22 protein-coding genes, 1 riboswitch and 1 other annotated feature are annotated in these 24,370 nt (G+C 38.0%); of the genes, 11 read left to right on the forward strand and 11 right to left on the reverse strand.

The window, feature by feature from the left end:
• Nucleotides 1-335 precede the first annotated feature (335 nt).
• From ACNQFZ_RS08025 to ACNQFZ_RS08060, 8 genes are all read left to right on the forward strand, one after another.
• Nucleotides 336-1,400: a multicopper oxidase domain-containing protein gene (locus ACNQFZ_RS08025; protein WP_458414755.1), complete on the forward strand. Its 1,065-nt coding sequence runs from the start codon at nucleotides 336-338 to the stop codon at nucleotides 1,398-1,400.
• Nucleotides 1,401-1,461: 61 nt separating this feature from the next.
• Nucleotides 1,462-2,889, forward strand: coding sequence for a right-handed parallel beta-helix repeat-containing protein (locus ACNQFZ_RS08030; RefSeq protein WP_458414756.1), 1,428 nt, complete (start codon nucleotides 1,462-1,464; stop codon nucleotides 2,887-2,889).
• Entirely contained in the window at nucleotides 2,882-3,388 is a 507-nt protein-coding gene (locus tag ACNQFZ_RS08035) for a nitrous oxide reductase accessory protein NosL (protein ID WP_458414757.1), read from the forward strand. The genes ACNQFZ_RS08030 and ACNQFZ_RS08035 overlap by 8 nt, the downstream gene beginning before the upstream one ends.
• Nucleotides 3,389-3,433: 45 nt before the next feature.
• Nucleotides 3,434-4,399, forward strand: coding sequence for an ABC transporter permease (locus ACNQFZ_RS08040; RefSeq protein ID WP_458414758.1), 966 nt, complete (start codon nucleotides 3,434-3,436; stop codon nucleotides 4,397-4,399).
• On the forward strand, nucleotides 4,392-5,105 hold the full coding sequence (locus ACNQFZ_RS08045) for an ABC transporter ATP-binding protein (protein ID WP_458414759.1): 714 nt from the start codon (nucleotides 4,392-4,394) through the stop codon (nucleotides 5,103-5,105). Before ACNQFZ_RS08040 ends, ACNQFZ_RS08045 begins: the two co-directional genes overlap by 8 nt.
• A 145-nt stretch (nucleotides 5,106-5,250) precedes the next feature.
• Nucleotides 5,251-6,813 carry a sensor domain-containing diguanylate cyclase gene (locus tag ACNQFZ_RS08050; RefSeq protein ID WP_458414760.1) on the forward strand — a complete coding sequence of 521 codons (1,563 nt, stop codon included), beginning with the start codon at nucleotides 5,251-5,253 and terminating at the stop codon, nucleotides 6,811-6,813.
• A 5-nt stretch (nucleotides 6,814-6,818) separates the two neighbouring features.
• Nucleotides 6,819-7,703 carry a cidABC operon transcriptional activator CidR gene (gene cidR / locus ACNQFZ_RS08055; protein ID WP_458414761.1) on the forward strand — a complete coding sequence of 295 codons (885 nt, stop codon included), beginning with the start codon at nucleotides 6,819-6,821 and terminating at the stop codon, nucleotides 7,701-7,703.
• 162 nt (nucleotides 7,704-7,865) lie between these two features.
• Entirely contained in the window at nucleotides 7,866-8,237 is a 372-nt protein-coding gene (locus ACNQFZ_RS08060) for a hypothetical protein (protein ID WP_458414762.1), read from the forward strand.
• A gap of 45 nt (nucleotides 8,238-8,282) precedes the next feature.
• Here the strand turns inward: ACNQFZ_RS08060 and ACNQFZ_RS08065 are convergent, their stop codons facing one another.
• The 7 genes from ACNQFZ_RS08065 to ACNQFZ_RS08095 all read right to left on the reverse strand — a co-directional run bounded on the left by ACNQFZ_RS08065 (nucleotide 8,283) and on the right by ACNQFZ_RS08095 (nucleotide 14,996).
• Nucleotides 8,283-8,465: a hypothetical protein gene (locus tag ACNQFZ_RS08065; RefSeq protein WP_458414763.1), complete on the reverse strand. Its 183-nt coding sequence runs from the start codon at nucleotides 8,463-8,465 to the stop codon at nucleotides 8,283-8,285.
• A gap of 124 nt (nucleotides 8,466-8,589) precedes the next feature.
• A complete protein-coding gene (locus tag ACNQFZ_RS08070) occupies nucleotides 8,590-10,116 on the reverse strand; it encodes a tripartite tricarboxylate transporter permease (protein ID WP_458414764.1) in 1,527 nt (508 codons plus the stop codon).
• A 13-nt stretch (nucleotides 10,117-10,129) separates the two neighbouring features.
• Nucleotides 10,130-10,585, reverse strand: coding sequence for a tripartite tricarboxylate transporter TctB family protein (locus tag ACNQFZ_RS08075; RefSeq protein WP_458415346.1), 456 nt, complete (start codon nucleotides 10,583-10,585; stop codon nucleotides 10,130-10,132).
• 75 nt (nucleotides 10,586-10,660) lie between these two features.
• Entirely contained in the window at nucleotides 10,661-11,695 is a 1,035-nt protein-coding gene (locus ACNQFZ_RS08080; protein ID WP_458414765.1) for a Bug family tripartite tricarboxylate transporter substrate binding protein, read from the reverse strand.
• A gap of 149 nt (nucleotides 11,696-11,844) precedes the next feature.
• A complete protein-coding gene (locus tag ACNQFZ_RS08085; protein ID WP_458414766.1) occupies nucleotides 11,845-12,540 on the reverse strand; it encodes a response regulator in 696 nt (231 codons plus the stop codon).
• Nucleotides 12,541-12,542: 2 nt separating this feature from the next.
• Nucleotides 12,543-14,144 (reverse strand): ATP-binding protein, encoded by a 1,602-nt coding sequence (locus tag ACNQFZ_RS08090; protein ID WP_458414767.1) that lies wholly within the window; start codon nucleotides 14,142-14,144, stop codon nucleotides 12,543-12,545.
• 75 nt (nucleotides 14,145-14,219) lie between these two features.
• The gene (locus ACNQFZ_RS08095) at nucleotides 14,220-14,996 is read right to left on the reverse strand and encodes a class I SAM-dependent methyltransferase (protein WP_458414768.1); all 777 of its coding nucleotides are present in this window, start codon (nucleotides 14,994-14,996) and stop codon (nucleotides 14,220-14,222) included.
• 570 nt (nucleotides 14,997-15,566) lie between these two features.
• A riboswitch (glycine riboswitch) is annotated at nucleotides 15,567-15,645 on the forward strand.
• A gap of 144 nt (nucleotides 15,646-15,789) precedes the next feature.
• On the opposite strand from ACNQFZ_RS08095, the gene ACNQFZ_RS08100 reads away from it, so the two are divergent.
• Nucleotides 15,790-17,130 (forward strand): amino acid permease, encoded by a 1,341-nt coding sequence (locus tag ACNQFZ_RS08100; protein WP_458414769.1) that lies wholly within the window; start codon nucleotides 15,790-15,792, stop codon nucleotides 17,128-17,130.
• A gap of 38 nt (nucleotides 17,131-17,168) precedes the next feature.
• Here the strand turns inward: ACNQFZ_RS08100 and ACNQFZ_RS08105 are convergent, their stop codons facing one another.
• Complete coding sequence (locus ACNQFZ_RS08105) at nucleotides 17,169-18,227, reverse strand: zinc-dependent alcohol dehydrogenase family protein (RefSeq protein WP_458414770.1); 1,059 nt, start codon at nucleotides 18,225-18,227, stop codon at nucleotides 17,169-17,171.
• Between the two features lie 82 nt (nucleotides 18,228-18,309).
• A complete protein-coding gene (locus ACNQFZ_RS08110) occupies nucleotides 18,310-19,803 on the reverse strand; it encodes an aldehyde dehydrogenase family protein (RefSeq protein WP_458414771.1) in 1,494 nt (497 codons plus the stop codon).
• A 173-nt stretch (nucleotides 19,804-19,976) separates the two neighbouring features.
• Between ACNQFZ_RS08110 and ACNQFZ_RS08115 the strand changes: the two genes are divergently transcribed.
• Both ACNQFZ_RS08115 and brnQ read left to right on the forward strand, forming a co-directional pair.
• Nucleotides 19,977-20,579 carry a TetR/AcrR family transcriptional regulator gene (locus ACNQFZ_RS08115; RefSeq protein ID WP_458414772.1) on the forward strand — a complete coding sequence of 201 codons (603 nt, stop codon included), beginning with the start codon at nucleotides 19,977-19,979 and terminating at the stop codon, nucleotides 20,577-20,579.
• A 66-nt stretch (nucleotides 20,580-20,645) separates the two neighbouring features.
• Nucleotides 20,646-20,889: a binding site (T-box leader), on the forward strand.
• Between the two features lie 52 nt (nucleotides 20,890-20,941).
• A complete protein-coding gene (gene brnQ / locus ACNQFZ_RS08120; RefSeq protein ID WP_458414773.1) occupies nucleotides 20,942-22,276 on the forward strand; it encodes a branched-chain amino acid transport system II carrier protein in 1,335 nt (444 codons plus the stop codon).
• Here the strand turns inward: brnQ and ACNQFZ_RS08125 are convergent.
• Nucleotides 22,211-22,741 (reverse strand): hypothetical protein, encoded by a 531-nt coding sequence (locus ACNQFZ_RS08125; protein WP_458414774.1) that lies wholly within the window; start codon nucleotides 22,739-22,741, stop codon nucleotides 22,211-22,213. The two genes, brnQ and ACNQFZ_RS08125, sit on opposite strands and share 66 nt — an antisense overlap.
• A gap of 173 nt (nucleotides 22,742-22,914) precedes the next feature.
• On the reverse strand, nucleotides 22,915-24,363 hold the full coding sequence (locus ACNQFZ_RS08130) for a DEAD/DEAH box helicase (RefSeq protein WP_458414775.1): 1,449 nt from the start codon (nucleotides 24,361-24,363) through the stop codon (nucleotides 22,915-22,917).
• Nucleotides 24,364-24,370 lie beyond the last annotated feature (7 nt).

Here is a 24,370-nt window from a genome sequence, read left to right on the forward strand (position 1 = left end):
CACATTTTTATACTTTGCGACATGATGTCATACTATTATACTCTTATATTAAATGACATCGTGTCATTAGTCAATAAAAATCATGACAAGTTGTCACATACCCTCTTCCTATCTCTTCTTAATCTTTATTAAGAACTTCATATTTTCAACACATTTATTTCTTAAATTACTCACAAGATTTACAAATACTAGACAATTTTCTCGCGAAATCCGTGATATTTTTCATGCTCTTTATAGTACTTAAGTTGTTAAAGTTACTTACAGGGCATATGTGCAGAATATGTGCATTTTATATGCGGATTCTGTGCAATACAATAATCTGGAGGTAAATAGATATGAAAAAGGCTGTAGGAATTTTAGTTAGTTCAATGTTAGGAATGTCGCTATTATCAGCTTGTGGATCTCAAGATGCTGCCAATCAAGTAAAGCAAACAAAAGCAGATGTTACACCAGCACCACCACAATCTCAGGTTATTCAACCACATCAAGGCTTAAATCAAAAGCCGACACCATTAAAGGTGGAAAGAGTTGGCGAACATGAAGTGAATGTTGAAATGACAGCACAAATTACAGATATTGAAATTGATAAAGGAAAAACATACAAAGCTTGGACATTTAACGGACAAGCCCCAGGGCCTCTAATTATCGTAAATGAAGGGGATATGATTAACTTTACTTTAAAAAACATGGACCCGGCGATTCCACATAGCATGGATTTTCATGCTGTGCATACTTCACCATCCAAAAACTTTACAGATGTCAAACCAAATGAGTCAGGTACATTTTCTTATCCAGCTACAAATCCGGGAGTGTTTATGTATCATTGCGCAACCAAGCCTGTCCTTTCCCATATTGCGAATGGTATGCACGGCACAATTATTGTAAAGCCAAAAAACGGCTATCCAACAGATAGCAACATCGATCGTGAATTTGTGATTGATCAAAACGAGTGGTATAAATACAACGATTTAGAAGACTTTACAAACGGCGAACCAAGCCAAGTTGTATTCTCGACGAAAGCGTTAAAAGATGGGGATCGCAATACAAATGGTGATACCTTTACTTTAAAAGAAAAGCCTCTACTTGCCAAAGTTGGTGACCATATTAGGATCTATTTTAATAATGTTGGGCCAAATGAAGTAAGCTCTGTCCATGTTATTGGAACTGTTTTCGACGATGTTTATCTTGATGGAAATCCAGCATCCAGCAACCATTTAACCGGAATGCAAACCGTGATGATACCAGCAAGCGGTGGTGCAGTTCTCGAATTTACAGTTAAAGAAGTCGGTAGCTATTCCATTGTTACACATCAATTTGAACATGTCCAAAAAGGTGCTGCTGCCATTATAAAGGTAACAGAAGATGGATTAGATGATAGCAAAGCTACAATGAGTCATTAAACCTACCTTCAAATAGGCGCCCTTCTAATAGGTTGGGCGCCTTCTGAAAAAGGAGTCAGTTATGAAATGGCAAACTTTCTTTCTATTAATAATAGCGATATTCTTTTTTAGCGATAAAGCGAGTGCCGAGGACATCATCGTTACCAATGAAAATGAGCTGCAAACAGCGTTGGAATCGGCTACAAAAAATGATGTAGTAACCATTAAAAAAGGAATTTATAATGGGAATTTTACTGTAAAAACACCGATGGTAACCGTAAAAGGCGAAGAAGGTGCCACCTTGAAAGGGCCTAATAAAGGCAACGTCCTGTCTATAACAGGCGATGATGTAACAATTGAAAACCTACAAATCGAAGGAAGCGGCTCACAAAACGCCGGCATTTATGTAACAGGAAACCGCAGTATCATCAAACATAATAAACTTTATAACGTCTTTCATGGGATTGAAGTCAAAAAAAGCTACGGACATCAAATAGAAGATAATGTCATTACAAGTTATATTAATCCGAAACTCTATAAAGGATTTGGGATTTATTTTGTTGAGGCACCCTATTCATTCATTAGAAACAATATCATTTATCATACAAATGATGGCATCTATTTATCCTACTCCAATCTATGTGAAATCAACGGGAATATTGTTACAAAAGCACGCTATGGAATCCACACGATGGATTCAACTGATGTTGTTATTTCTCGAAACAAGGTATCACAAAGCCGTAATGGTTTAATGCTTATGCAATGCTACCGCCTTTCCGTTAAAGAAAACATTCTTTATGAAAATACAATGGTTGAAGGCGCAGGCATCTTTTTATTTGATACCTTTGATTCAATAATTGCCACAAATATCATTAAAAAAAATAATCAAGGCATGTACCTGGAAAATGGCATTAGGAATGATATTTCCTTTAATGAAATTACCGACAATGATAAAGGGATGGAAATAGGAAAAGACTCCAATGAGAATAAGATTTATTTAAACAATTTTTTAAGTAATAACCAACAAGTGATCACTGATAAAAAAAATAATAATCTATTTAGCGTTGAAGGATATGGGAACTATTGGGATGATCAACATCATTTACAATTGGATCGAAAAGAACCCACTATTTATGCATCCGTTTGTACGTCCAATCCTGATAAACTGCCGCAATATAATCGGAAGGAAACCAATGCCTATGCATATAAAAGCGGAGATGTTTTCTATCATTTAACAACAAATGAGCCTTATTTACAAATTTTCGCAGGAAGTCCTGCCGTTCGTTTATGGAATACAATTGAACAATTTGTACCAATCCCATCAAAGCAGTTCATTGTTGATCAATATCCCATTCAGCAACCGGTCGTCATCGATCTAAACGCAGATAATAAGGAATTAAAAGAAAACCATTTGACTACTGTAGATATGAAAAAATCCGGATTATATTTTGGATTTATATTCATTAGTTTTGTTACTTTATGGATGGTAAGGAGAATGAAAAATGCGTAGTCTTTCTATAATCACACTGATTTTATTGGCTATTTTAACTGGTTGCTCCTCACACAGCGCTTTTGAACCAATACCAATTGATTCAAAGGTTGATAGCTGCGATCAATGCCATATGGGAATACAAAGTATAAAAAGCGCAAGTGAAATCATTATGAAAGATGGCACACCTAAAAAGTTCGACGATATCGGTTGCATGGTTTTATTTTTAAAAAATCAACAAGAACAGGCTACTACTATTTTTGTTCATGATTATGCAACGAATGATTGGGTTGAAATGAATAAGGCTGTTTTTATCCAAGGCAGCAAAAAAAATTCCCCGATGGGTTATCGATTTGTCGCTTTTTCTTCAACTGCTGAGGCAAAGTCTTTTCAAAGTGAGAATGGTGGAACGTTTTATACTGCTGAAGAAGTATTAAAAGCTGATGTTCAAGCATTAAAAAAAGCTGGCCATGGCTCTGAACAAACTGCTGAACATAACAGTGTGCAGGCTATGAATTAAAATGCGATTTCCAAGCATAAGTTCGGATAAAAAGGATGGCTGAACATGAAAGTATTACAAAAACTAAACACAATGATTATATATGAATTACGTCTTTTAATACGAAGCAAATGGCTCCTAAATTTTATGCTGTTACTGCTGTTAATGGCGGCATTGTTTTATTTTTATGGTCTAAAATCATTAGAAGCCGACCCACACGAAGTAAACTATGGCCTCGCTTCCGTTGGAGATAATATCGATACAGGCACCGTCGACCCATCCTATTTTGGATTAAAGGAGATGCCTGCAGATAACACAGGTGCAACAACAGATGAGAATGCTGGTTATAGCCGTGCGATTTCGATGTTAATGAATTTATCACTATGGGTCTTACCCATTATTTGTTTAATTTTTGGGACAAATGCACTTGTCGCTGATAAAGAAGATGGGCGATTAAATCTTTATCGAACCTATCAAATGCCTTTTTACTATTATTTAATTAGTAAATTTATCGCGCTTTGTCTTTCATTACTAGTGGCATTAGGGATTTCATACGGATTATTCGGAATCGTTGTTACGTTAACAACTAATGGAGCGGAATTCGACTATTTTACAACCTTTTTCTTATTAAATCTATTTCTCATTGTCATCTTTTCAGCCTTATCAGTCCTAATTGGTTCGATTAGTACGACTAGGATGCAAGGATTATCCTATGCATTATGCGTGTGGAGCTTTCTCGTTTTTGGCTATGAATTTATTATTTTTTCAATTATCGATGTAGTTCCATATGCGTACAAATTAAATAGTATGCTTTTGTTAGTTCTATCCAATCCTATCGAATCTTTGCGTGTCTGGTCCATCACCAAATTAAATGCCAATTATATTTTTGGCCCGGAATATTTGCTTATCGATAAATGGGGGCAAAATGGCAGTTTAACAAATTATATAATTTTATCAGCATGCCTAATGATTGTGATCGCCTTACTACTCGCAAATGTAACAATCAAAAAAAGGAGGGAGCGACTTGGCTGAGGCAAATATCGTTCTACAAGCACAAAATTTGACGAAATGGTTTGGTAAAAAACAGGTATTGTCATCAATAGACCTTTCTATAAACAAAGGAGAATGTGTCGTTTTTTGCGGTGGAAACGGAGCAGGAAAAAGTACTTTAATTAAATTATTAACTGGTATTGAAAAACCGTCATCTGGTTCAATCCAATTCCAGACATCTAAAAAGAAATGGTTTGGTTATATGCCAGACCATATGAATTTCCCTTTTGAACTGTCCCCTATAGAAGTTTTAACTTATTATCGAACATTTGTGGATGAATGCAGAGTAACTATCGAGGATGTCATAAAAAGAGTTGGCTTATGGGATTTCCGCAACCAAAAAATCGGCTCCTTCTCCAAAGGGATGTCACAGCGTGTAAACCTAGCACAAGCTCTCCTTGCTGATGTTGATGTTTATATCTTTGATGAGCCTACCAATGGATTAGATCCTTATTGGGTTATTGAATTCAAAAAAATAGTGAAAGAATTAACAAATGCCGGTAAAACCATCATTTTAAGCAGCCATATTATGAGGGATGTCGCTGAAATTTCCAATCGTGTTTTTATCCTATTCGAAGGTCAAGTGAAAGAAAGTGGAAGTTTACAAGAAATTTACGCTAAGTATCATACTAATACACTGGAGGATGTATTCCTAAAACTAAATAATCAGCCAAACAACGTAGCATGATAGGTATGGGGAAGATAATGTCCCTATACTTTTTTTTTTGCCTTCTCTTAAACTGTCACAATTTTCACCATTTCCTACTATTAATCTATAAATCATCTTGGTAAAATTATACTAATATGATTCTATCGCAAAAGGGGATAAAGGAATGAGCTTTCAGGGAGTTAAACTAAAGTTTGCGATAAGTATATTAGTAATTTTTGCGGTTTGCTGTACAACAGCAATAAACTGGTATTTGTCTAATCAAGCGTTAAAAAATACACTAACCGACAATTTCCTGGAAAATAATTATCGTTATGCAAAAAAAATCTCTGTAAGTACGAATGATTTACTTACTGATATGCAGCAAAATATGAGTACTTTAGCTAAGATCATTGGTCATCAGCCATTCACCCAAAACGATTTGGATAATTGGAAGGCTGGAAATAGCAGCTATTATAATTCACTTTTTACAACTGATGAAAACGGGGTTGTTCAATTAATGAGTCCTATGGCAATCCCTAATAATAAAGGTGGAGTACGACCAGGAACGAAAATCACATCAAAGTTAATGGAACAAGCAATAAAAAACAAAAAGCCATTTATTTCTGACCCATATTTAGCACAAACCGGAAACCTGGTCGTACTTATTTCCTACCCTATTTTTGATGATAATGGCAACTACAAAGGTGTTGTTGATGGTACAATCTATTTGCAAAGTGATAATTCGTTAAAAAAAATTCTAAATCAAGATGAATTTTTAGATGAATCATCCATTTTTGTCGTGGACCGCACAGGCCGAATTATCTATCATCCCGATCCAAGTCGAATCAACGAATCGCTTGCAAATCATCCTCTTGTCAAAAATGTGTTGCAAGGAAAAAGCGGTTCTGCCCAAATCATCAGCACCAAAGGGAATGAATACTTCACAGGCTATGCTTATGTGGAGAATACAGGTTGGGGGATCATTGCCCAAACACCTACTTCTGTAATTGAGAAGCCCGTCCGCAATTTAACAATCAAAACTATCGTCCGGTCACTGCCTTTATTAATACTAATCTTATTGCTTGCTTGGCTTTTTACGAATCCTATCTCTAAGCCGATTAATAGATTAGCTAGATATTCAGCTGAAGCTATATTACCTGAAAATGAGTCAAAGTCCATTCAACGTTTGGAAATGAAATCCTATATATATGAAGTTCGCCAATTATATAAACATATTCAAAATCATTTTCAACTTCTTACGAATCAAATTCAACAGGATGGCTTAACAGGATTAGCCAATCGAAGAGCGTTTGATATTGAGATTGAAAAATGGGTAAGACAAAAAATCCCATTTACACTGATTATGCTGGACATTGACCGCTTTAAAAAAGTAAATGATGTTCATGGGCATTTAGTAGGTGATGATGTATTACGTTTTCTTGCAAAAATGCTGCATGATGTTACTCGGGAAGAAGATTTATGCTATCGCTATGGTGGCGAAGAGTTTGCCTTTCTCTTAAAAGGGAAAAATGAGGAAGAGGCCTTTGCCTTGGCTGAACGACTGCGGATTAAAATAGCTGAAACACCAAGTCCTACAGGGGCTCCAATTACCATTTCTTTAGGAATTTCATCTTTTCAAAAGAAGGACCTTGACCCTGCAATGGTAATTAAAAGAACCGATTCAGCCCTCTATCAATCAAAAAATGAAGGAAGAAATAAAACAACCATTTATAAAAACGACGGGTGAAAAAATTGGACATTAAACATTTACTATATTTTATTGAAGTCGCTAAAGAAAAAAGCTTTTCTCGTGCTGCTGATAAATTGTACATCACACAGCCCACGATTAGTAAAATGATTAAAAACCTTGAAGACGAATTGGGAATTGCTCTTTTTGATCGCTCAAAGAAACAATTAGTACTGACGGATGGAGGGAAAATTATTCTCGAGCAAGCAAAGTTAATTGATTATGCCTTTCATAATTTAGAAACAGAATTGGACCAACTATTGGGGCTAAAAAAAGGGCATATTCGGATTGGCTTGCCCCCTATTTTCGATGCCTATATGTTTCTCAAAATCGTCAGCGACTTTCATGAAAAATATCCTGGGATAACCTTTCAGCTTGTCGAAGAAGGCTCAAAAAAAATTGAGGAAAGTGTGGAAAACAATCTTCTTGATATAGGAGTCATCGTTCTGCCGACGAAAATCGAACAATTTGAACATTTTGCTTTTATGGAGGAAGACCTTAGACTAATCCTGCATACCTCCCACCCACTCTCAGACAAAGAAGAAGTAGATTTGGCGGAGCTCTCAAATGAAGCGTTTATTTTATTTAATAATGATTTTGTATTAAATGACCGCATCATTCACTCCTGTAAAAGCGTCGGTTTTAATCCAACAATTATCGCCGAAAGCTCGCAGCGTTCTTTTATCGAGAACATGGTTGCATGGAAACTCGGCGTTGCCCTCCTGCCGGAAGGTGCATGTCGTGACTTAAATAAAAATATTAAGTCGATAAAAGTAATAAATCCAATAATCAGCTGGAAGCTTGGGATTATTTGGAGCAAGAATCAATACCTCTCCTATGCAGCAAAGGAATGGCTGCAGTTCGCAAAAGAAAAACTCATTGGAGCATAATCAAAATACATTATGCATGATTGGAACCCTTTTCATAGATTTTATCTATAGTACAGATAAAATCTAACCATTTTACTTTGGCAACCATTAGTTATACAATTTTCTTATACAAAAGACTCAAAATAATGTAACAATTTGCAAATAAAAAAGGAGGGATAATGCATGATTATTTACGCAAACCTAGATAAATTAACAGCTGCCAAACGAGACATTGAAAACATCAAAACAAATTATCCAGTCCTTTTTGAAAAACTAGTAGAAGCAATTTACTTAACACGTGCCCTACAGTTTAAGTATCACTTTATGGGGTGCTTAATCATGGACAAAGATCCAGGAGTAGCTACACCAAAATTCGTATATGACTCAGTATTGCGCTTGTATAAAAATGAAATCCAAAAGCTAAAAGATGACGCGGATTTCCCTATACTAAAACAAGTTATTTCTAAAATCAGCAGTTCCAACTTCTCAAAATTATGTCTGTTAGTACTGGGAAAAAAACCAGAGTCATTAGTTGGCGTATCCAATGTAATATAGTTGAAGCGGGACATGGGGACAGGTACCATGTCCCATTATTTTTTATCAGGTAGGGACATGGTACCTGTCCCTATGTCCCACGGCCTCTTTTTCTTTCATTTCCCGCTCAAGCTGCCTTAAAAACGCTATTCTTGCTGCATCCTGTTGATTTGAAACGGATGCATACATACTAGAACTTACCCTTCCAGACAATTGCTTAATCAAACGTAACATCTGATTCATTACCATAATAAAACACCCTTTACATAAAATGTTTTACCTTATTCACATTTTAAATAATGTATGACATTTTAAATAGAAATAGACCAGATGATTTAATAGGGACATGGTGCCTGTCCCCATGTCCCACTATTTATCCTTCTTCATTTATAATGACGCTTCGACCTCTCATTTTTAAAATAATTGGGATCAACATCCATAATGCCGCTATAATTAAGAAACTTAGAGATAACGGACTGTGTAAAAAGATCATAAAATCTCCGTTTGATTGCGTTAATGCACGGCGCATATTGTTTTCAATCATAGGCCCTAATACAAGTCCTAATACTAGCGGTGCAACTGGATAGTCATTCTTGGTTAAAAAGTAACCAAACACACCACAGCCAATAAGAAGCAATAAGTCAAATGTTGTATATTGCACAGCATATACACCAAAAATGGAGATAGCAATAATAATCGGTAATAAATACTTTTTCGGTGTTTCAATAATTTTTGCAAAAACTTTAACAAGTGGCATATTAAGAATGAGCAACATCAAGTTGCCAATAAACATACTAGCAATGAGTCCCCAAGCCACTTTGGGATGATCAGAAAATAATAATGGACCTGGCTGAACATTATACATAATCAGTGCACCCATTAGGATAGCAGTAGTACCTGATCCTGGGATGCCAAGTGTTAACAATGGAATCATCGCTCCACCAGATGCCCCATTATTCGCTGATTCAGGGGCGGCCACGCCTTCAATCGCACCTTTACCGAATTTCTCTGGATTTTTGCTTATTTTCTTTTCAGCAATATATGAAAAGAAAGATGCCAGCGTTGCACCAGCTCCAGGAAGAACCCCAATGAAGAAACCTAATAGAGAGCCGCGTAATATTGGTCCTGTACTATCCTTCATATCTTTTTTTGTTGGAAAAATTCGGCCAACCTTTGCAATTTTGCCTCCATCCTCTTCTTTTTCAAGAATCGTTTTAAATACTTCACCTAAGGCAAATAAGCCAACAGCAACGGTTAAAAATTCTAAACCTGAATATAAGACTGGGATATTATACGTAAAGCGCGCTACCCCTGAGACATTATCCATTCCAATTGTTGCTAACAACAACCCCACGACTGTCATGATCAGTGCCTTTGTCATTGATTTCCCGGCAAGACCACTAACGGCACAAAGGCCAAGGATCATTAACGAAAAGTACTCTGCCGGCCCGAAGGACAAGGCAACATTTGATAGTGGCTCGGCTAGAACCACAAGTCCTAATAAAGCTACTACGCCAGCCACGAAGGAACCAATCGCTGCGATTGATAAGGCAGCACCAGCCCGACCGTTTTTCGCCATTTGATAGCCGTCCAAGGTCGTTACGACAGAAGAAGATTCTCCAGGTGTGTTTAATAGTATCGATGTAGTGGATCCCCCATACATCGCACCGTAGTATACACCAGCCAATAAAATAATCGAACTTGCCGCCGCCGATTCGGGATCCAATCCAGAAGTCATCGTTGCTGTTACAGGTATTAACAAGGCGACCCCACTCATTGGGCCAATACCCGGTAACACCCCTACTGCCGTTCCAATTAATACTCCTATAAATGCAAATGCGAGATTATGCCACTGCAGGGCAATCGCAAAACCATCACTTAAAAATTGCAACGTTTCCATTATCCTTCACCCCCTAGCTGAACCATGTTGGAAACCCTGGTAAAGTACCATCTAAAATCTCTACGAAAAGGAAGTAAACCCCATAAGAGAATACAGCTGAAATCAATAATGATTTCAACCATCCACCCTTCTCCATAACCTGGAAGCTTATCACTAAGAAGAGGAAGGTTGTAATCACGTATCCTATTTTCTCAAGTAATAAAGCATATAGAATTGCAGAAACTATAATTATAAGAAAGCTTTTATAATCAAGGGCGTCTTTTGATTTTGCCTTATTTGCATATTTAAAAGTTTCATAGAATAACCGACAGCTAAGCAAAACTAAAATTGCTCCCAATATTTTTGGAAAAATATCCGGCCCAACATTACTGCCATAGGCAGTTTGTGAAATTTTACTGCTTTCCACTATAAAACCAAGTCCTAAACTCAAGAAGATTACACTGGAGTAACGGTCAAAACTCTTACTCATCTTCATTACTCACCTCCGCTGAAAAGATATGGAGAAGAGAAAGGGCTCTTCTCCATGTTATGTTTGATTAGTACCTTATTTTTGCATTCCAAGTGCAGTCAATAATTCAACAATGACCTTATCTTGTTCTTCTAAGAATTTTTTGAAGTCCTCGGAATTTTTATATTCGCTTGCCCAACCATTTGTTTCAAGTTCTTTTAACCATGCTTCATTTGCTGATAATGCCTTAAACTTTTCATCCCAGTATTTTACTTCGTCAGCCTTCATTTCTTTTGGTCCAAAAACACCGCGCCAGATAGTGAATTCAGCATCAATTCCTGATTCTTTAAATGTTGGAACATCCGCTAAATCTCCACTTAAACGCTCTGTAGAACTAACAGCTAGAACACGAACCTTGCCAGCCTTTACATATTCACCAACGGAAGATGCATCTGTTCCAATTAAGTCAGCATTGCCGCCTAGTAATGCAGCAATGGCTTCCCCACCACCATCATAGGAAACATATTTTACAGATTTTGGATCAATACCATATTTAAATGCTGGTAGAACTGCTACAAGGTGGTCCATTGATCCAGGTGCAGAGCCTCCTGCTACAATCACTTTTGTAGGGTCAGCTTTCATTGCATCAAGAGCAGATTTTAAATCTTTGAATGGAGAATCTGCTTTAACAACAATTGCTCCATAATCGCGTGTTAATTGTGCCAATGGTGTTGTATCTTTATAGCCATATGGGCTATTTCCTTCTTTTTTATCATTGTTGATTAGGATTGGTGGTGACCATACACTTAGTCGATATGGATTCGCTTTATCCTTTGTTGCATATTCGGCCATAAATACGGCTCCACCGCCGCCAGGCTTATTTTCTACCGTAATCGTTTGATCAACCATTTTTGTTTCAGCAAAAACCTTGGCTACAGCCCGTGCAGTTAAATCCCATCCCCCACCTGCACCAGATGGAGCTACAATTGTAATTGGTTTATCCGGATAAGTCGAAGAAGCTCCTTCAGATTTAGTACCGGTACTTGCCTTTTCTCCTCCGCCCCCACAAGCGGCTAAACTTAACGCCAACACACCCGAAAGAAGTACTGTTGATAATTTTGTAAGTTTCAATGTTAATCCCCCTTTGTTTACTATTGTTTTTTTGTAGAAAAAAGACAGCGTTGTAAGCGCTGTCTTAAAATTATCAGAACATTATCTATATTTGAAGTATTTGTCCATAAGTTAAATAAAATTTTTAAACGCCATTTTGTTCATAAAATTCACAGAAGGGCACGAAAATATCGCCGCTCTGGTCGGCCGACATTTCCATATATAAGCTCTGCAAACACTCTTTTCTGAGCTATTAAATATTCAAGATACCTTCTAGCAGTGGAACGGCTTACACCAGACTCCATGCTCAACGCTTCAGCTGTCATCCCTTCTTGTCCAATGGTATCAATGCATTTTAGAATTTTTTCTAAAGTCAGCGGGTCTATTCCCTTTGGGGCGCTAGTTACTTCACCTACTAATGCTTTGGTCCCCCGATTCCATAAACTCTCAATTTGTTCTTGCGTTAACTCCTTATGCTCTCTTAATTTCGCAATCTTTTGCTGGTAGTTCTCTAAACTTTCTTTAAATCGATCGAAGGTTAATGGTTTGATAATATAATCAAACGCACCACCACGTAAGGCATGGGTAACAACATCTACTTCAGATGCAGCAGTAATCATAATTACATCGATTTGCTGAAAATTTTGCCGGATAAATCTAATCAACTCTATGCCCTTCATATCAGGTAAATAAACATCCAACAATACTAAATGTGGCTGCACTACCTCCAACCACTCTTTTGCCTGCTCCCCTGTTGTTGCTGTTGCAATCACCTTAAACCCCTCTATTTTTTCCGTAAAACGCCGATGAATTTCGGCAATACGCGGATCGTCCTCAACAATTAAAACTTCAATTATCTCTGACACCCTTAGTCCCACCTTTCCTTCGGTATTGCAATGATAAACAAAGCTCCCCCCCAGTCGCTTGTTTCAATAGCAATCGTTCCCTTTAAGTCCTCCACTAATTCTTTCACCCGTGCTAGTCCATAACCACGGTTGCCCCCTTTCTTCGTTGAAAAACCTCTGCAAAAAATACTAGAAATCATATCGTCGGCAATTCCTGGTCCTGCATCCTCCACTTCGATTAGCAAATCTTCTCCCATATCAGTAATAAATAGTCTTACTTTTTTATTGATTGGGTCATTGTTCAGAACAGCCTCGAAAGCATTCGTAATTAGATTCCCAAGAATGGAAACTAAATGACTTTGATCAATGTTATTTGGCATATGCTGCAGGCTGCTTTCACGGTCAAGAATAAAGTCAATTTTTAATTCACGGGCGCGATTATAAAACCCTACTAGAATTCCTCCTAACCATGGGTCATTCAATTTTTCCATTATAAAATTGGCAAAACCTTGCTGAACTGTCGTTTCATTATGAATTAGGTCCATTGCCTCATCATAAGCTTCAAGCTGGATTAATCCTGATATCGTATATAGAAGATTATTAAACTCATGGGTTTGCGAACGTAACGCTTCGGTATACCTTTTTACTTGGGATAGTTCCTCCGTTAATTGGTCGATTTCCGACTTCAGGCGGAAACTCGAAACAACCCCAATTACATCATCCCCCACCTTTACAGGCAATTGATTCGCAATCAGTTTTTTCCCATTTACATCCACTTGTTTATCTAGTTTTTCTTCTCCTGTACTTACGATTTCCAACATCGTCGTAGTTGGGATCACCTCCAAAACAGGCTTTCCAATCGTTTGTCCTTGATGAAGTGATAGCATATCATAGGCCACACGATTGACTAATACGATGATTCCTTCTTTGTTGACAACAATGATTCCTTCCCTGACAGACTCAATAACAGCATTACGGACAGTATATAAAGATGAAATTTCTTCGGGCTCAAGTCCAAACATATTCTTTTTAATTCTTTTAGAAAGGTAGATGGACCCTGCGGTGCCAACGAACAACCCCACTAAAGAAATCAAAATAATGAAAGGTACATATTCCTTCACCGATTTATTGATATCCTCCATCATAAAACCAACGGATACGATACCAATAATGTTATCGTTTTCATCAACAATTGGCACCTTGCCACGAAGCGCCCAGCCTAGGGAGCCTTTTGCTTTCGAAATATAGGACTCTCCGTATTGAAGCGCCCGATCATTATCCCCTCCTACCATCATTTTTCCAATTCTTTGAGGAATGGGATGAGAATAGCGAATCCCTACTCTATTTCCAACAACAATATATTCAGCACCTGTCTCTTTACGTATTTTTTCTACCTCAGGCTGGATGATTTCCCATGGTTTATCTGTAAAAAACGCATTGCGAATTTCCGGCATGGCTGCAACAGTTGAGGCCACATGCAAAGCCCTTTCACCAAGTTCATCCTCAATCGATTTAGAAAGTATATAAAAAAATAACAAGCTCGTTACTATAATTATAAAAAGTATGAGTGTAAGTGTGAAAATGGTAATTCGATATTGGAGTTTCATATTTTTCAGTCTTTTCATTCAATCGATCACCTTCTGTTATTTTAAAATAGCCTTTGTTATTTGAATTGAAGAGTAGAACTCCTCCTCTACCCTTCACCTTTTTTCGTAAAGTACCATCCATTCGTCAATTTGATGGGATTGTACTCGACCATCGCTAATGATAACTGAAAAATAATTTTGAATTTCTTCATTCGTAGCTACTATATATTGTTCGACTTTCTCCATCTGTTCCTGACTGTCAGCTGTCCTTGCCACCCACGATTGAAATTGGAAGGTTTTTTTCCGATTTAGTGATTGCAATTCTTGTAAGTTGGCAGCCTTAAAATGGTTTCTCCATTCATTTACTGTTAGACATCGGACATGGCTTTCGTCTCTTAACTTTTCAACAGTATTCATAAACACATCTAAATTTTCTTCTTCAGGTGCAACATTATCAATTAATAAAAACTTACCACCTGGTTTTAATACACGAGCTACCTCAAGAATAAATTCTTTAGGGTTTGGAAAATGATGTGGTGCAATTCTGCATGTAACTGCATCAAATGTTCCTTCTAAGAACGGAAGATTTTCAGCATCGGCAATAACATAAAACATATTTTTGTAGTCTTCATTTAAATGCTTCCTTGTATTGCTGAGCATTTGCTCGGTAAGGTCAGTAACAATAACTGTTGCTACATGTGGGGACAACGTTTTGGCTACATGTCCACCGCCGGTTGCTATATCTAAAATAACCCAATCCTTTTGTGGCTGTAACCATGAAGCTAATAATGAAAGATCACCCCCTTTTGAATGGCTTTCACTCGTAACATATGCTTCCGCGTTTTTTCCAAATACATCTTTCACTTTCTGCTTAATTTGCTTATCTTCCATATATCCAGACCCCCTTTTCCATTAAGTATTTCGCAGCAGGACATTCACTGCAAGTAGAATCTGAATTCCCTATACACAGAAAAGTTCGAATATTTTTATAGAAAAATTATACTACATTTCTTTACTGTATCCAAAAAATGATGAGATAACCATTACCTGCCTCTTGTTCTTCAAAAGTATCAATAATTTATAGATACCTAGTTTTGTAATAATCACAAAAACCGAACTTAATAAATTGAAAATTTTGTATATGGACAGTATAAAAGTGCGATAGATTGGAAATCCTAAAAGTAGAGCGTAGAGCAAAAAATAGATTGGGGGAAGTAGCAATGATACATACAGATTTACTGCCAGAGCAATTACCGGAAACTCTTGAGGAGTTTTTGATGCTACTACATGAACTTATAACTAGGGGGGCATAGGGACAATGTACCTGTCCCCATGTCCCATTTGACCATTTGACGAGCAGGATAATAAGTGCTAAAATAGCTTTTATATTTTAGAAGTATAGTATATTGAGATAAAACCAAATAATAGTTTGCGATGAACGCTATGGATCACACTATAGCTGGAGCGGCTTCTGGAGAGACTGTACATTGTACAGCGCCGAAGGATTCACAATCTCAGGCAAAAGAACAGAAGAGTAACGAAATAATAATTGTTATTCTGCTATTCGATGAGATTGGAAACTTCCAATCTCATTTTTTGTTGCCTAATGTCCTTGTGAGTGGTGTCACATACTATTTAATTTAGTTTTTCTAGCAAACAGAAAAATTTACAGGGGGCGCAAAAATTGGCTACAAAAGAATTAAAAAGGGATTTAAAAAATCGTCATGTCCAGCTAATAGCTATTGGTGGGACTATCGGTACAGGTTTATTTTTAGGATCAGGAAAGTCAATACAATTGGCGGGTCCTTCCATCATCTTTACGTATTTACTTATTGGAATTGCAGTATTTTTTGTAATGAGAGCTTTAGGGGAGTTGCTTTTATCGAATTCCGGCTATACATCATTTACTGACTTTGCAACCGACTATATTGGGCCTTGGGCCGGATTTGTAACCGGATGGACGTATTGGTTTTGCTGGATCATGACCGCAATGGCAGATATAATCGCTGTTGGTGTCTATATGCAATACTGGTTTGATATCCCACAGTGGGTACCTGCTCTTATCTGTCTTGTCATTCTGTTGGGATTAAATTTATTAACTGTTAAATTATTTGGTGAACTGGAATTTTGGTTTGCCATTATTAAAGTTGTCACAATTGTTGCCCTTATTATTGTTGGCCTTGTCTTATTGGTCATCGGTTTTAAGACAAACTCGGGGGCGGTTTCAGTTACAAACCTTTGGAGCCACGGGGGAATGTTCCCGAACGGAATTTCCGGCTTCTTATTTTCACTACAAATGGTTGTATTTGCTTTTGTTGGTGTAGAATTAGTTGGGGTTTCGGCTGCAGAGACAAGAAACCCACAAGAAAATATTCCGTCTGCTATTAATAAGATTCCGGTCCGTATTCTACTTTTCTATGTTGGAGCCCTTTTTGTCATTCTATGCATCAACCCTTGGGATCAGTTAAATGCTTCGAGCAGTCCATTTGTAGAAGTATTTTCATTAATTGGCATCCCTGTTGCCGCTGGAATCATCAATTTTGTCGTTTTAACTTCTGCTGCATCAGCCTGCAATAGCGGCTTATTTTCTACAAGCAGAATTTTATATAACTTAAGTGCGAATAAGCAAGCACACCATAAACTTTCCGAATTGAATAAAAACCATGTTCCTGGAAACGCCCTAGTTACATCGGCTATTGTTCTTTCTATTGGTGCGTTATTAAGCAAAGTAGTGCCGGAGCAGGCTTTTACCATTGTTACAACAATTAGTGCCATCTGTTTCATTTGGGTGTGGAGTGTGATTTTGGTTTCACACATTCGTTACACAAAAAAACGTCCGGATTTGAGAGCCAAGTCAACGTTTAAAGCCCCACTTACGCCGTTTATTAACTATGTTGTTTTGAGTTTATTCGTGTTTATTTTAATCGTCATGCTGTTCGCTGACGATACACGAACTCCATTATTGCTGACACCGATTTGGTTTATTTTCCTAGGTGTAATCTATAAGTCTTTGAAAAAGGCATAAGCAAAGCAGGGAACCTTTGGGTCCCCTGCTTCTTTACATTATTCCCATCTATTTAATACAGTGATTCCAGGGGTTTTAAACTCACCCATATCAACTAAAATTTCTGCCGCTTCTTCCAAATTAACCGTTTTTGTAATCATTTTTTCCGGCTGAATCATACCGCTTTCCACCATGCGCATCATATCTGGGAAACGTGATACAGGCATATTGGCGGATCCAGTGATTTCAAGTTCTTTTACAACGATTAAATCGATTGGCAGCTCAATTTTCCCTTTTTCCTCTTGTGATGTAAGGCCTACTTGTAAATGTCTGCCCCTTTTTCTTAAACTATTAATTGCGTTTTGGCATGTAGCTGTAATCCCTAATGCATCAACAGATACATGGGCGCCTCCACCGGTAATCTCGATAATTTCCTGAATAGCATCCTTTTCACGCCCATTTATCGTAATATCTGCTCCAAATTCCTTTGCCAATTTCAATGCTTCATCATTAATGTCAACCGCAATAACTCTTGCCCCGATTGCTTTCGCGATATGGACAAGGGAAAGACCAAGACCGCCGCTTCCATGTACTGCCACCCATTCACCTGGCCGTACTTTTACCTGGTCTACCAGACCATGAAATGCCGTCATAAAGCGGCAGCCAAGGGCAGCTCCAGCTTCGAAGCTTACATTATTCGGTAGTTTAACAGCATTACGGTCAGCATCAGGAACATTTACATATCTTCCATAACCGCCCCAATATGTTGTTCCCGCTATACTTCCATGGTCACATATATTCGAATGGCCGGTTAAACAATACTCACATGTTCCTTCACCATGCGCATGTGGGACCACCACTCTATCACCTTTTTTAAACTTCGTAACCTGACTTCCCACTTCTTCAACAACACCGGAAAATTCATGACCCAAGACATGTGGTAATGGAACCTCGAGTCCAATCCAACTCCAGTCCCCCATCATAAAATGCCAATCGCTTCGGCAAATTCCGTTCGCCTCTACACGAATGATCACGCCGGTATCAGTTAATGTTGGGTTTGGCACTTCTTGAACTTCCATCTTTTTGCCGTACTGTGTCAATACAAGTGCTTTCATCATTATTCCCCCTAGTTTAAATAGTTTCAATACCGTTCTTAGCACTTTTTAGACAGCGCTTACAAATAAATAAGAAATGACCCGATTAATCCAAATTAACCCAAACATTTTTAATTTCTGTATACATATCAATCGAAGCTGCCCCGTTTTCACGTCCAAGCCCGCTTTGTTTATATCCCCCAAATGGTGATCCCGGCTCTGTGATATTGTACGTATTAATCCAGACGTTTCCGGTTCTTAAGGCATGTGCAACTTTATGAGCCTTTCTTATATCAGTTGTACAAATTCCTCCGCCTAGGCCATACTCAGTTCGATTCGCCTGTTTAATAACCTCATCGATGTCACTAAATGGTATAGCACCAACTACAGGGCCAAAAATCTCCTCTTGGGCAATCTTCATATCATTATGAACATTTGCCATGATTGTCGGTTTCACAAAGTGGCCTTTTGCTAAATCTGCTTCCGTGGCATCCCCACCTATGATGATTTCAGCGCCTTCCTTTTGACCGATTTCTAAATAATTCATGACGCGTTTTTTCTGTTTAGCTGAAATAAGTGGACCGATTACAGTTGATTCATCAAAGCCATTGCCAACTTTGTAATTTTTTGAATAAACAGCAAGGTCACTCAAGAATTTATCGTAAATTTTCTCTTCCACAAATAGCCTTGATCCAGCAAAACAAACCTGGCCGGTATTGAAAAAGATGGCATTTGCTGCATTTGCCAGCGCTTGTTCATAATCAGCATCCGCAAAAATGATATGGGCTGATTTCCCGCCTAATTCAAGCGTAACCTTTTTCAAATTTCCAGCACTATTCTGGACAATCTCCTTCCCCACTGCCGTTGAACCAGTAAAAGCAATTTTGTCTACATCAGGATGGGTCGAGAGTGCCCGGCCAACGGTTGGACCATACCCTGTCACAATATTAACAACACCATCAGGGAACCCTGCTTCTTGAATGAGTTCACCTAAACGCAACAAACTAATCGGCGTTTCCTCTGATGGCTTAATAACAACGGTATTCCCGACAGCAAGCGGCGCTGATATTTTCATGACTGCATTGATTAGTGGCGCATTCCATGGCACAATCCCTGCACATACTCCTACGGCTTCACGTCTTGTGTAATTAAAAATATTACCTGGAGTTGAGGATGGAATCGTTTCTCCCGTTATTTTCGTGGCCCAACCAGCATAATAACGAAAATTCTCTGCAGATGCACCGGCAAATCCTTTTGTTAATGAAACAGGCTGACCATAATCAAGCGTGTCCAAATGTGCTAATTCTTCTGCATTTTCTTCAATGAGATCAGCTAATTTTAAAATTAACCTTGCACGCTCATTCGGTTTCATCTTTGGCCAAGGGCCTTCTTCAAATGCTTTTCTCGCAGCGGCGACCGCACGGTCAACATCTTCTTGATCACCTTCAGCAGCCGTCGTGATTAATCTTCCATCCGCAGGATTTCTGATTTCAGTTCTTTTCCCAGAAACAGCATCTACCCATTGACCACCTATAAACATTTTTAAAGGCTTTGATGTAAACTGTACCGCCTTTGGATGCAAAGCAATTAATGTTGACATATGAATTTCCCCCTCTAGTTATTGTTGAAAATTACCAATAAGTAACATTGGCCAAGTAGCTTTATTATAAATAGTTTACAAAATATAGCCAATAATCAAATTTTCAGAACTTGTTCAAAAATAGACATCCTTACGCATATTGTTTAGTAATAACAATTTTTTCGTGAAGGCGGATGATGATGACCAAAAATGCTGATAAGCGTGTAAGGCGAACAAAAAAGGTTTTTCAACGAACAATGTTGTCCTTATTGAAGAAAAAACATTTTGATGAGATTACAATCACTGAAATTGTGAAGAATGCCGAGTTTAACCGGGGAACTTTTTATATTCACTACGAACAAAAGGAGGATTTATTACGAGAAATTATTGATGATGTCTTGAGCGATTTGCTCACCGCCTTCAGGCATCCTTATATAAAATTGGAAAAGGAAGTTAACATTGTCGATCTCTCCATTACTGCCATCTTTGACCACTTTATTGACAATAAAGAAATCTATCAGATTATGTTAGGTCCGAATATCAATGAATATTTCCAAGAAAAGATGATAAAAACAATGAAAAAACACTTTAAAGAGGATATCGTGTTTCTTTCAAATGATGCTGATGACAGCATCGACTTGGAACTCTTTTTTACATACCGTGTGCATGGTATCATCGGTATTATTATCGAGTGGATTAACAACGATTGTCACCATTCAAAACATTATATGGCTGAACAAGTTATGAAAATCGCCACCTTTCATACAAAAAGGGTTATCATTAAAATTGAAGAATGAACTATCAAAATTTTTTTAAAAAACTATTGACTGATAGTTTGTAATTTTGCTAATATAACTTTAAACAAAAAATCAATGACGAGAAGAGTAAGATGAAATTCCTGTTCCACAGAGAGTCGATGCTTGGTGAAAATCGACGTTCAGACTTTATCCGAAAATCATCTCTGAGATGCAAAGCTGAACACAGTAAGCTTTGACGGGTTGTCCGCCGTTACGATGGAACACGTATGATGGTACGTTGACTGAGTGCCGTATATTTTTTTATATGCGGAATAAGGGTGGTAACGCGAGCTAGAAACTCGTCCCTATTTTTAGGGACGAGTTTTTTTGTTTTTTAAAAATAACAAAAGGAGAGATTTGTAATGAAAAAACTAGACACTTTATTTATCGGCTTTATGTTATTTTCCATGTTCTTTGGAGCTGGAAATTTAATCTTCCCACCATTTCTAGGTTCAAGTTCTGGAACTAATTACTGGGTCGCGATGGCAGGCTTTATCGTAACCGGTGTAGGTCTTCCTTTCGTGGTTCTATTCGCCATTTCACTTGTAAAAGGCGGCGTACAAACAATCGGAAATCGTGTTCATCCTGTATTTAGTACAGTATTTACAGTTGCTGTTTATCTTTGCATCGGACCGTTCTTAGCTATTCCAAGAAATGCAAATGTGGCTTTTGAAATGGGGGTTGCCCCTTTCTTTAAAGGATCTATCAATACAACATTGCTATTATTCTTGTTTACTGTCGTATTTTTTACTCTTGTCTATGTTGTAAGCTTGAACCCTACTAAAATGGAAAAATATATGGGGCGTTTTATTACTCCTGCTCTATTAGTTGCAATGGTTGTCTTATGTGTAGTTGGATTTGTTAAACTCCATGCACCATTCCAAGCACCAGCTGAAGCATATCAATCAGGCGCTTTTTTCAAAGGATTTCTAGAAGGATATAATACAATGGACGCCCTTGCTTCTTTAGCATTTGGGATTGTCATTCTTTCGGCTATTCAACAGCGCGGTGTGCAAGATAGCAAGCAATTACGGAACTATACTTTAAAAGCAGGGTTGATTGCTGGCCTTTTACTATCAATGGTTTATGTTAGTTTAGGTGTAATTGGTGCAAGAATGGCAGGGACTGGATCATTTGAAAATGGAACGGAAATTCTTTCTGCTACTGCCACTCTTTTATTAGGTCAAAAAGGGTTGGCACTACTTGGCTTGATTTTCACACTTGCTTGTTTTACGACAGTTGTTGGACTCACTACTGCATGTGGCGCTTATTTTTCAAAGCTACTACCAATGGCCAATTACAAAACAGTTGTTTTAACCGTTACTTTAGTTGGTTTTACGCTATCAAATTTAGGCTTAAATCAAATCTTGAAAGTATCAGTGCCATTTTTAGTAACATCCTATCCATTAACCATTGTCTTAATTGCATTAACTTATTTTAACCGCTACTTTAAAAATCCAAGAAAAGTATACGGCAGCGCAATGTTGTTTACAGGGGTATTCGCCGTCATCAGCGGCTTAAACGCAGCAGGCCTTGATTTAGGACCAGTGCAAACAATGAAGGACATGCTTCCACTTTCATCTGTTGGCCTAGAATGGGTTGTCCCAGCTCTAGTTGGTACCGTTGTTGGATTATTGCTTAGCAAAGTTGGTACAAAAGCTGAAGCTTTGGAGGAGTTGGAGGCAAAGGCTTCTTAGTATTAGATGGCAGGACGTGGGACAAGACCCGCGTCCTGCTTGTTTTTGCATCGCCATTTCGGGCTTGGGCTCCGTTTCGTGGGGATAAACTGACTTTATCATCACCAAACTTGGCGCGGGCTTCTTTTCATGATGATAAACCACCTTTTTCACCACCAAATTTAGCTTGGGCTCCGGTTCATGGCGATAAACCGGTTTTATCACCACCAAACTTGGCGCGGGATCCTTTTCGTGATGATAAACCACCTTTTTCACCACCAAATTTAGCTTGGGCTCCGGTTCATGGCGATAAAACGGTTTTATCACCACCAAACTTGGCGCGGGATCCCTTTTGTGGGGATAAACTGACTTTTTCACCACCAAACTTGGCACGGGCTCCCTTTCGTGATGATAAACCACCTTTTTCACCACCAAATTTAGCTTGGGCTCCGGTTCATGATGATATTCTTCCTTTATCATCACCAAATTTAGCCCGGCCTCCGGTTAATGGCGATAAAACGGTTTTATCACCACCAAACTTGGCACGGGCTCCCTTTCGTGATGATAAACCACCTTACCTTTATCATCACCAAATTACGCTCGGGCTCCATTTCGTGGGGATAAAACGGGGCCCCTCCGAAAAGGGCCACCACCTTGGCTTATTTTTCAATGGCCTTATGGACCTTTAATTGCTTACCTTTAACAGTTGTTTTTTTCATAGCCTGCAAGACAATTGGTCCTTTACCATTTAAAATTTCAACAAATGATTCATTTTCTTGGATTGTTATGATTCCAATATCCTCTGTAGATAAACCTTCGATTTTTGCAATTGTACCCACAAAGTCTACAGCTCTAATCTTCTTTTTCTTTCCACCATTAAAATATAACTTCATAATATCTTGATTCAATTGCGCACTTTTATCTTTTTTAGGAGTTGGTCTTGCCTTTATTTTTTCTTCAAAAGCAGATTTTTCTTTTCTGACCTCCTCTTTTGAAGGCGGATCAATGATAGGAATTTCAAAGCCTACATAATTTTCAATTTCAGTTACATACTTTTCTTCATGATCCATCGTAAATGTGATGGCTTTCCCAGCTTTACCAGCACGCCCTGTTCTGCCAATGCGATGTACATAGCTTTCTTTTTCCAACGGCATATCATAATTCACAATAAGAGTAACATTTTCTATATCAATTCCTCTTGCTGCTACATCTGTTGCAACCAAGTATCGGAAAGTTCCCTTTTTAAAATCATTCATAACCGCAAACCTGTCCTCTTGATACATGCCTCCATGAATCATATCACATGGATAGTTCATATCATCCAACCTCTGATATAAAAGATTGACCCCTTCCTGCGTTCGGCAAAAAATAATGCAACTATCAGGGTTTTCAATAGTTAAAATATCCTTTAGTAGAGAAATCTTATCGTTTCCCCGTACTTTCAAAAGAAAATGGTCTATTTTTTCTGTCGTTATCCCCGTTCCTTCTACTTTTACTTCAACCGGATTTTTCATATATTTATGGCAGAGTTTTTCGACGTCATCTGGTAATGTAGCTGAAAAAACACAAGTAATACGGTCTACAGGAAGCTTATTAATAATGGCTTCAACCTGATCGATAAACCCCATAGTAAGCATCTCGTCCGCTTCGTCGATAATAAGGAATTTTAATCTTTCAACAACAAGTGTACCTTTTTCAAGATGATCTAACACCCGCCCAGGGGTACCAACTACGACGTGGGATTTTTGTTTTAGCTCTAATTTTTGCTTTGCATACGATTGCTTTCCAAAGATGGAAACAGCCTTTATTCGTTTAAATCTACCAATGTTCGTTATATCCTCTTTCACTTGGGCTGCAAGCTCTCGTGTCGGGGTGAGGATTAATGCTTGTGGCTTATTTTCCTCCCACTCTACCATTTCACAAATGGGAATTCCAAACGCTGCTGTTTTTCCACTGCCAGTTTGTGACTTTACAACCAAATCCCGCTTCATTAACGCAATCGGTATAACTTGCTCTTGGACTTCTGTAGGTTTTTTATAATTCAAACTAGTAAGGGCTTTTACAATTTCTTCACTTACGTTATAGTCCTTAAAGCTACTATTATTCATTTAGATA

Source organism: Schinkia acidoalkalinis (assembly GCF_054301215.1).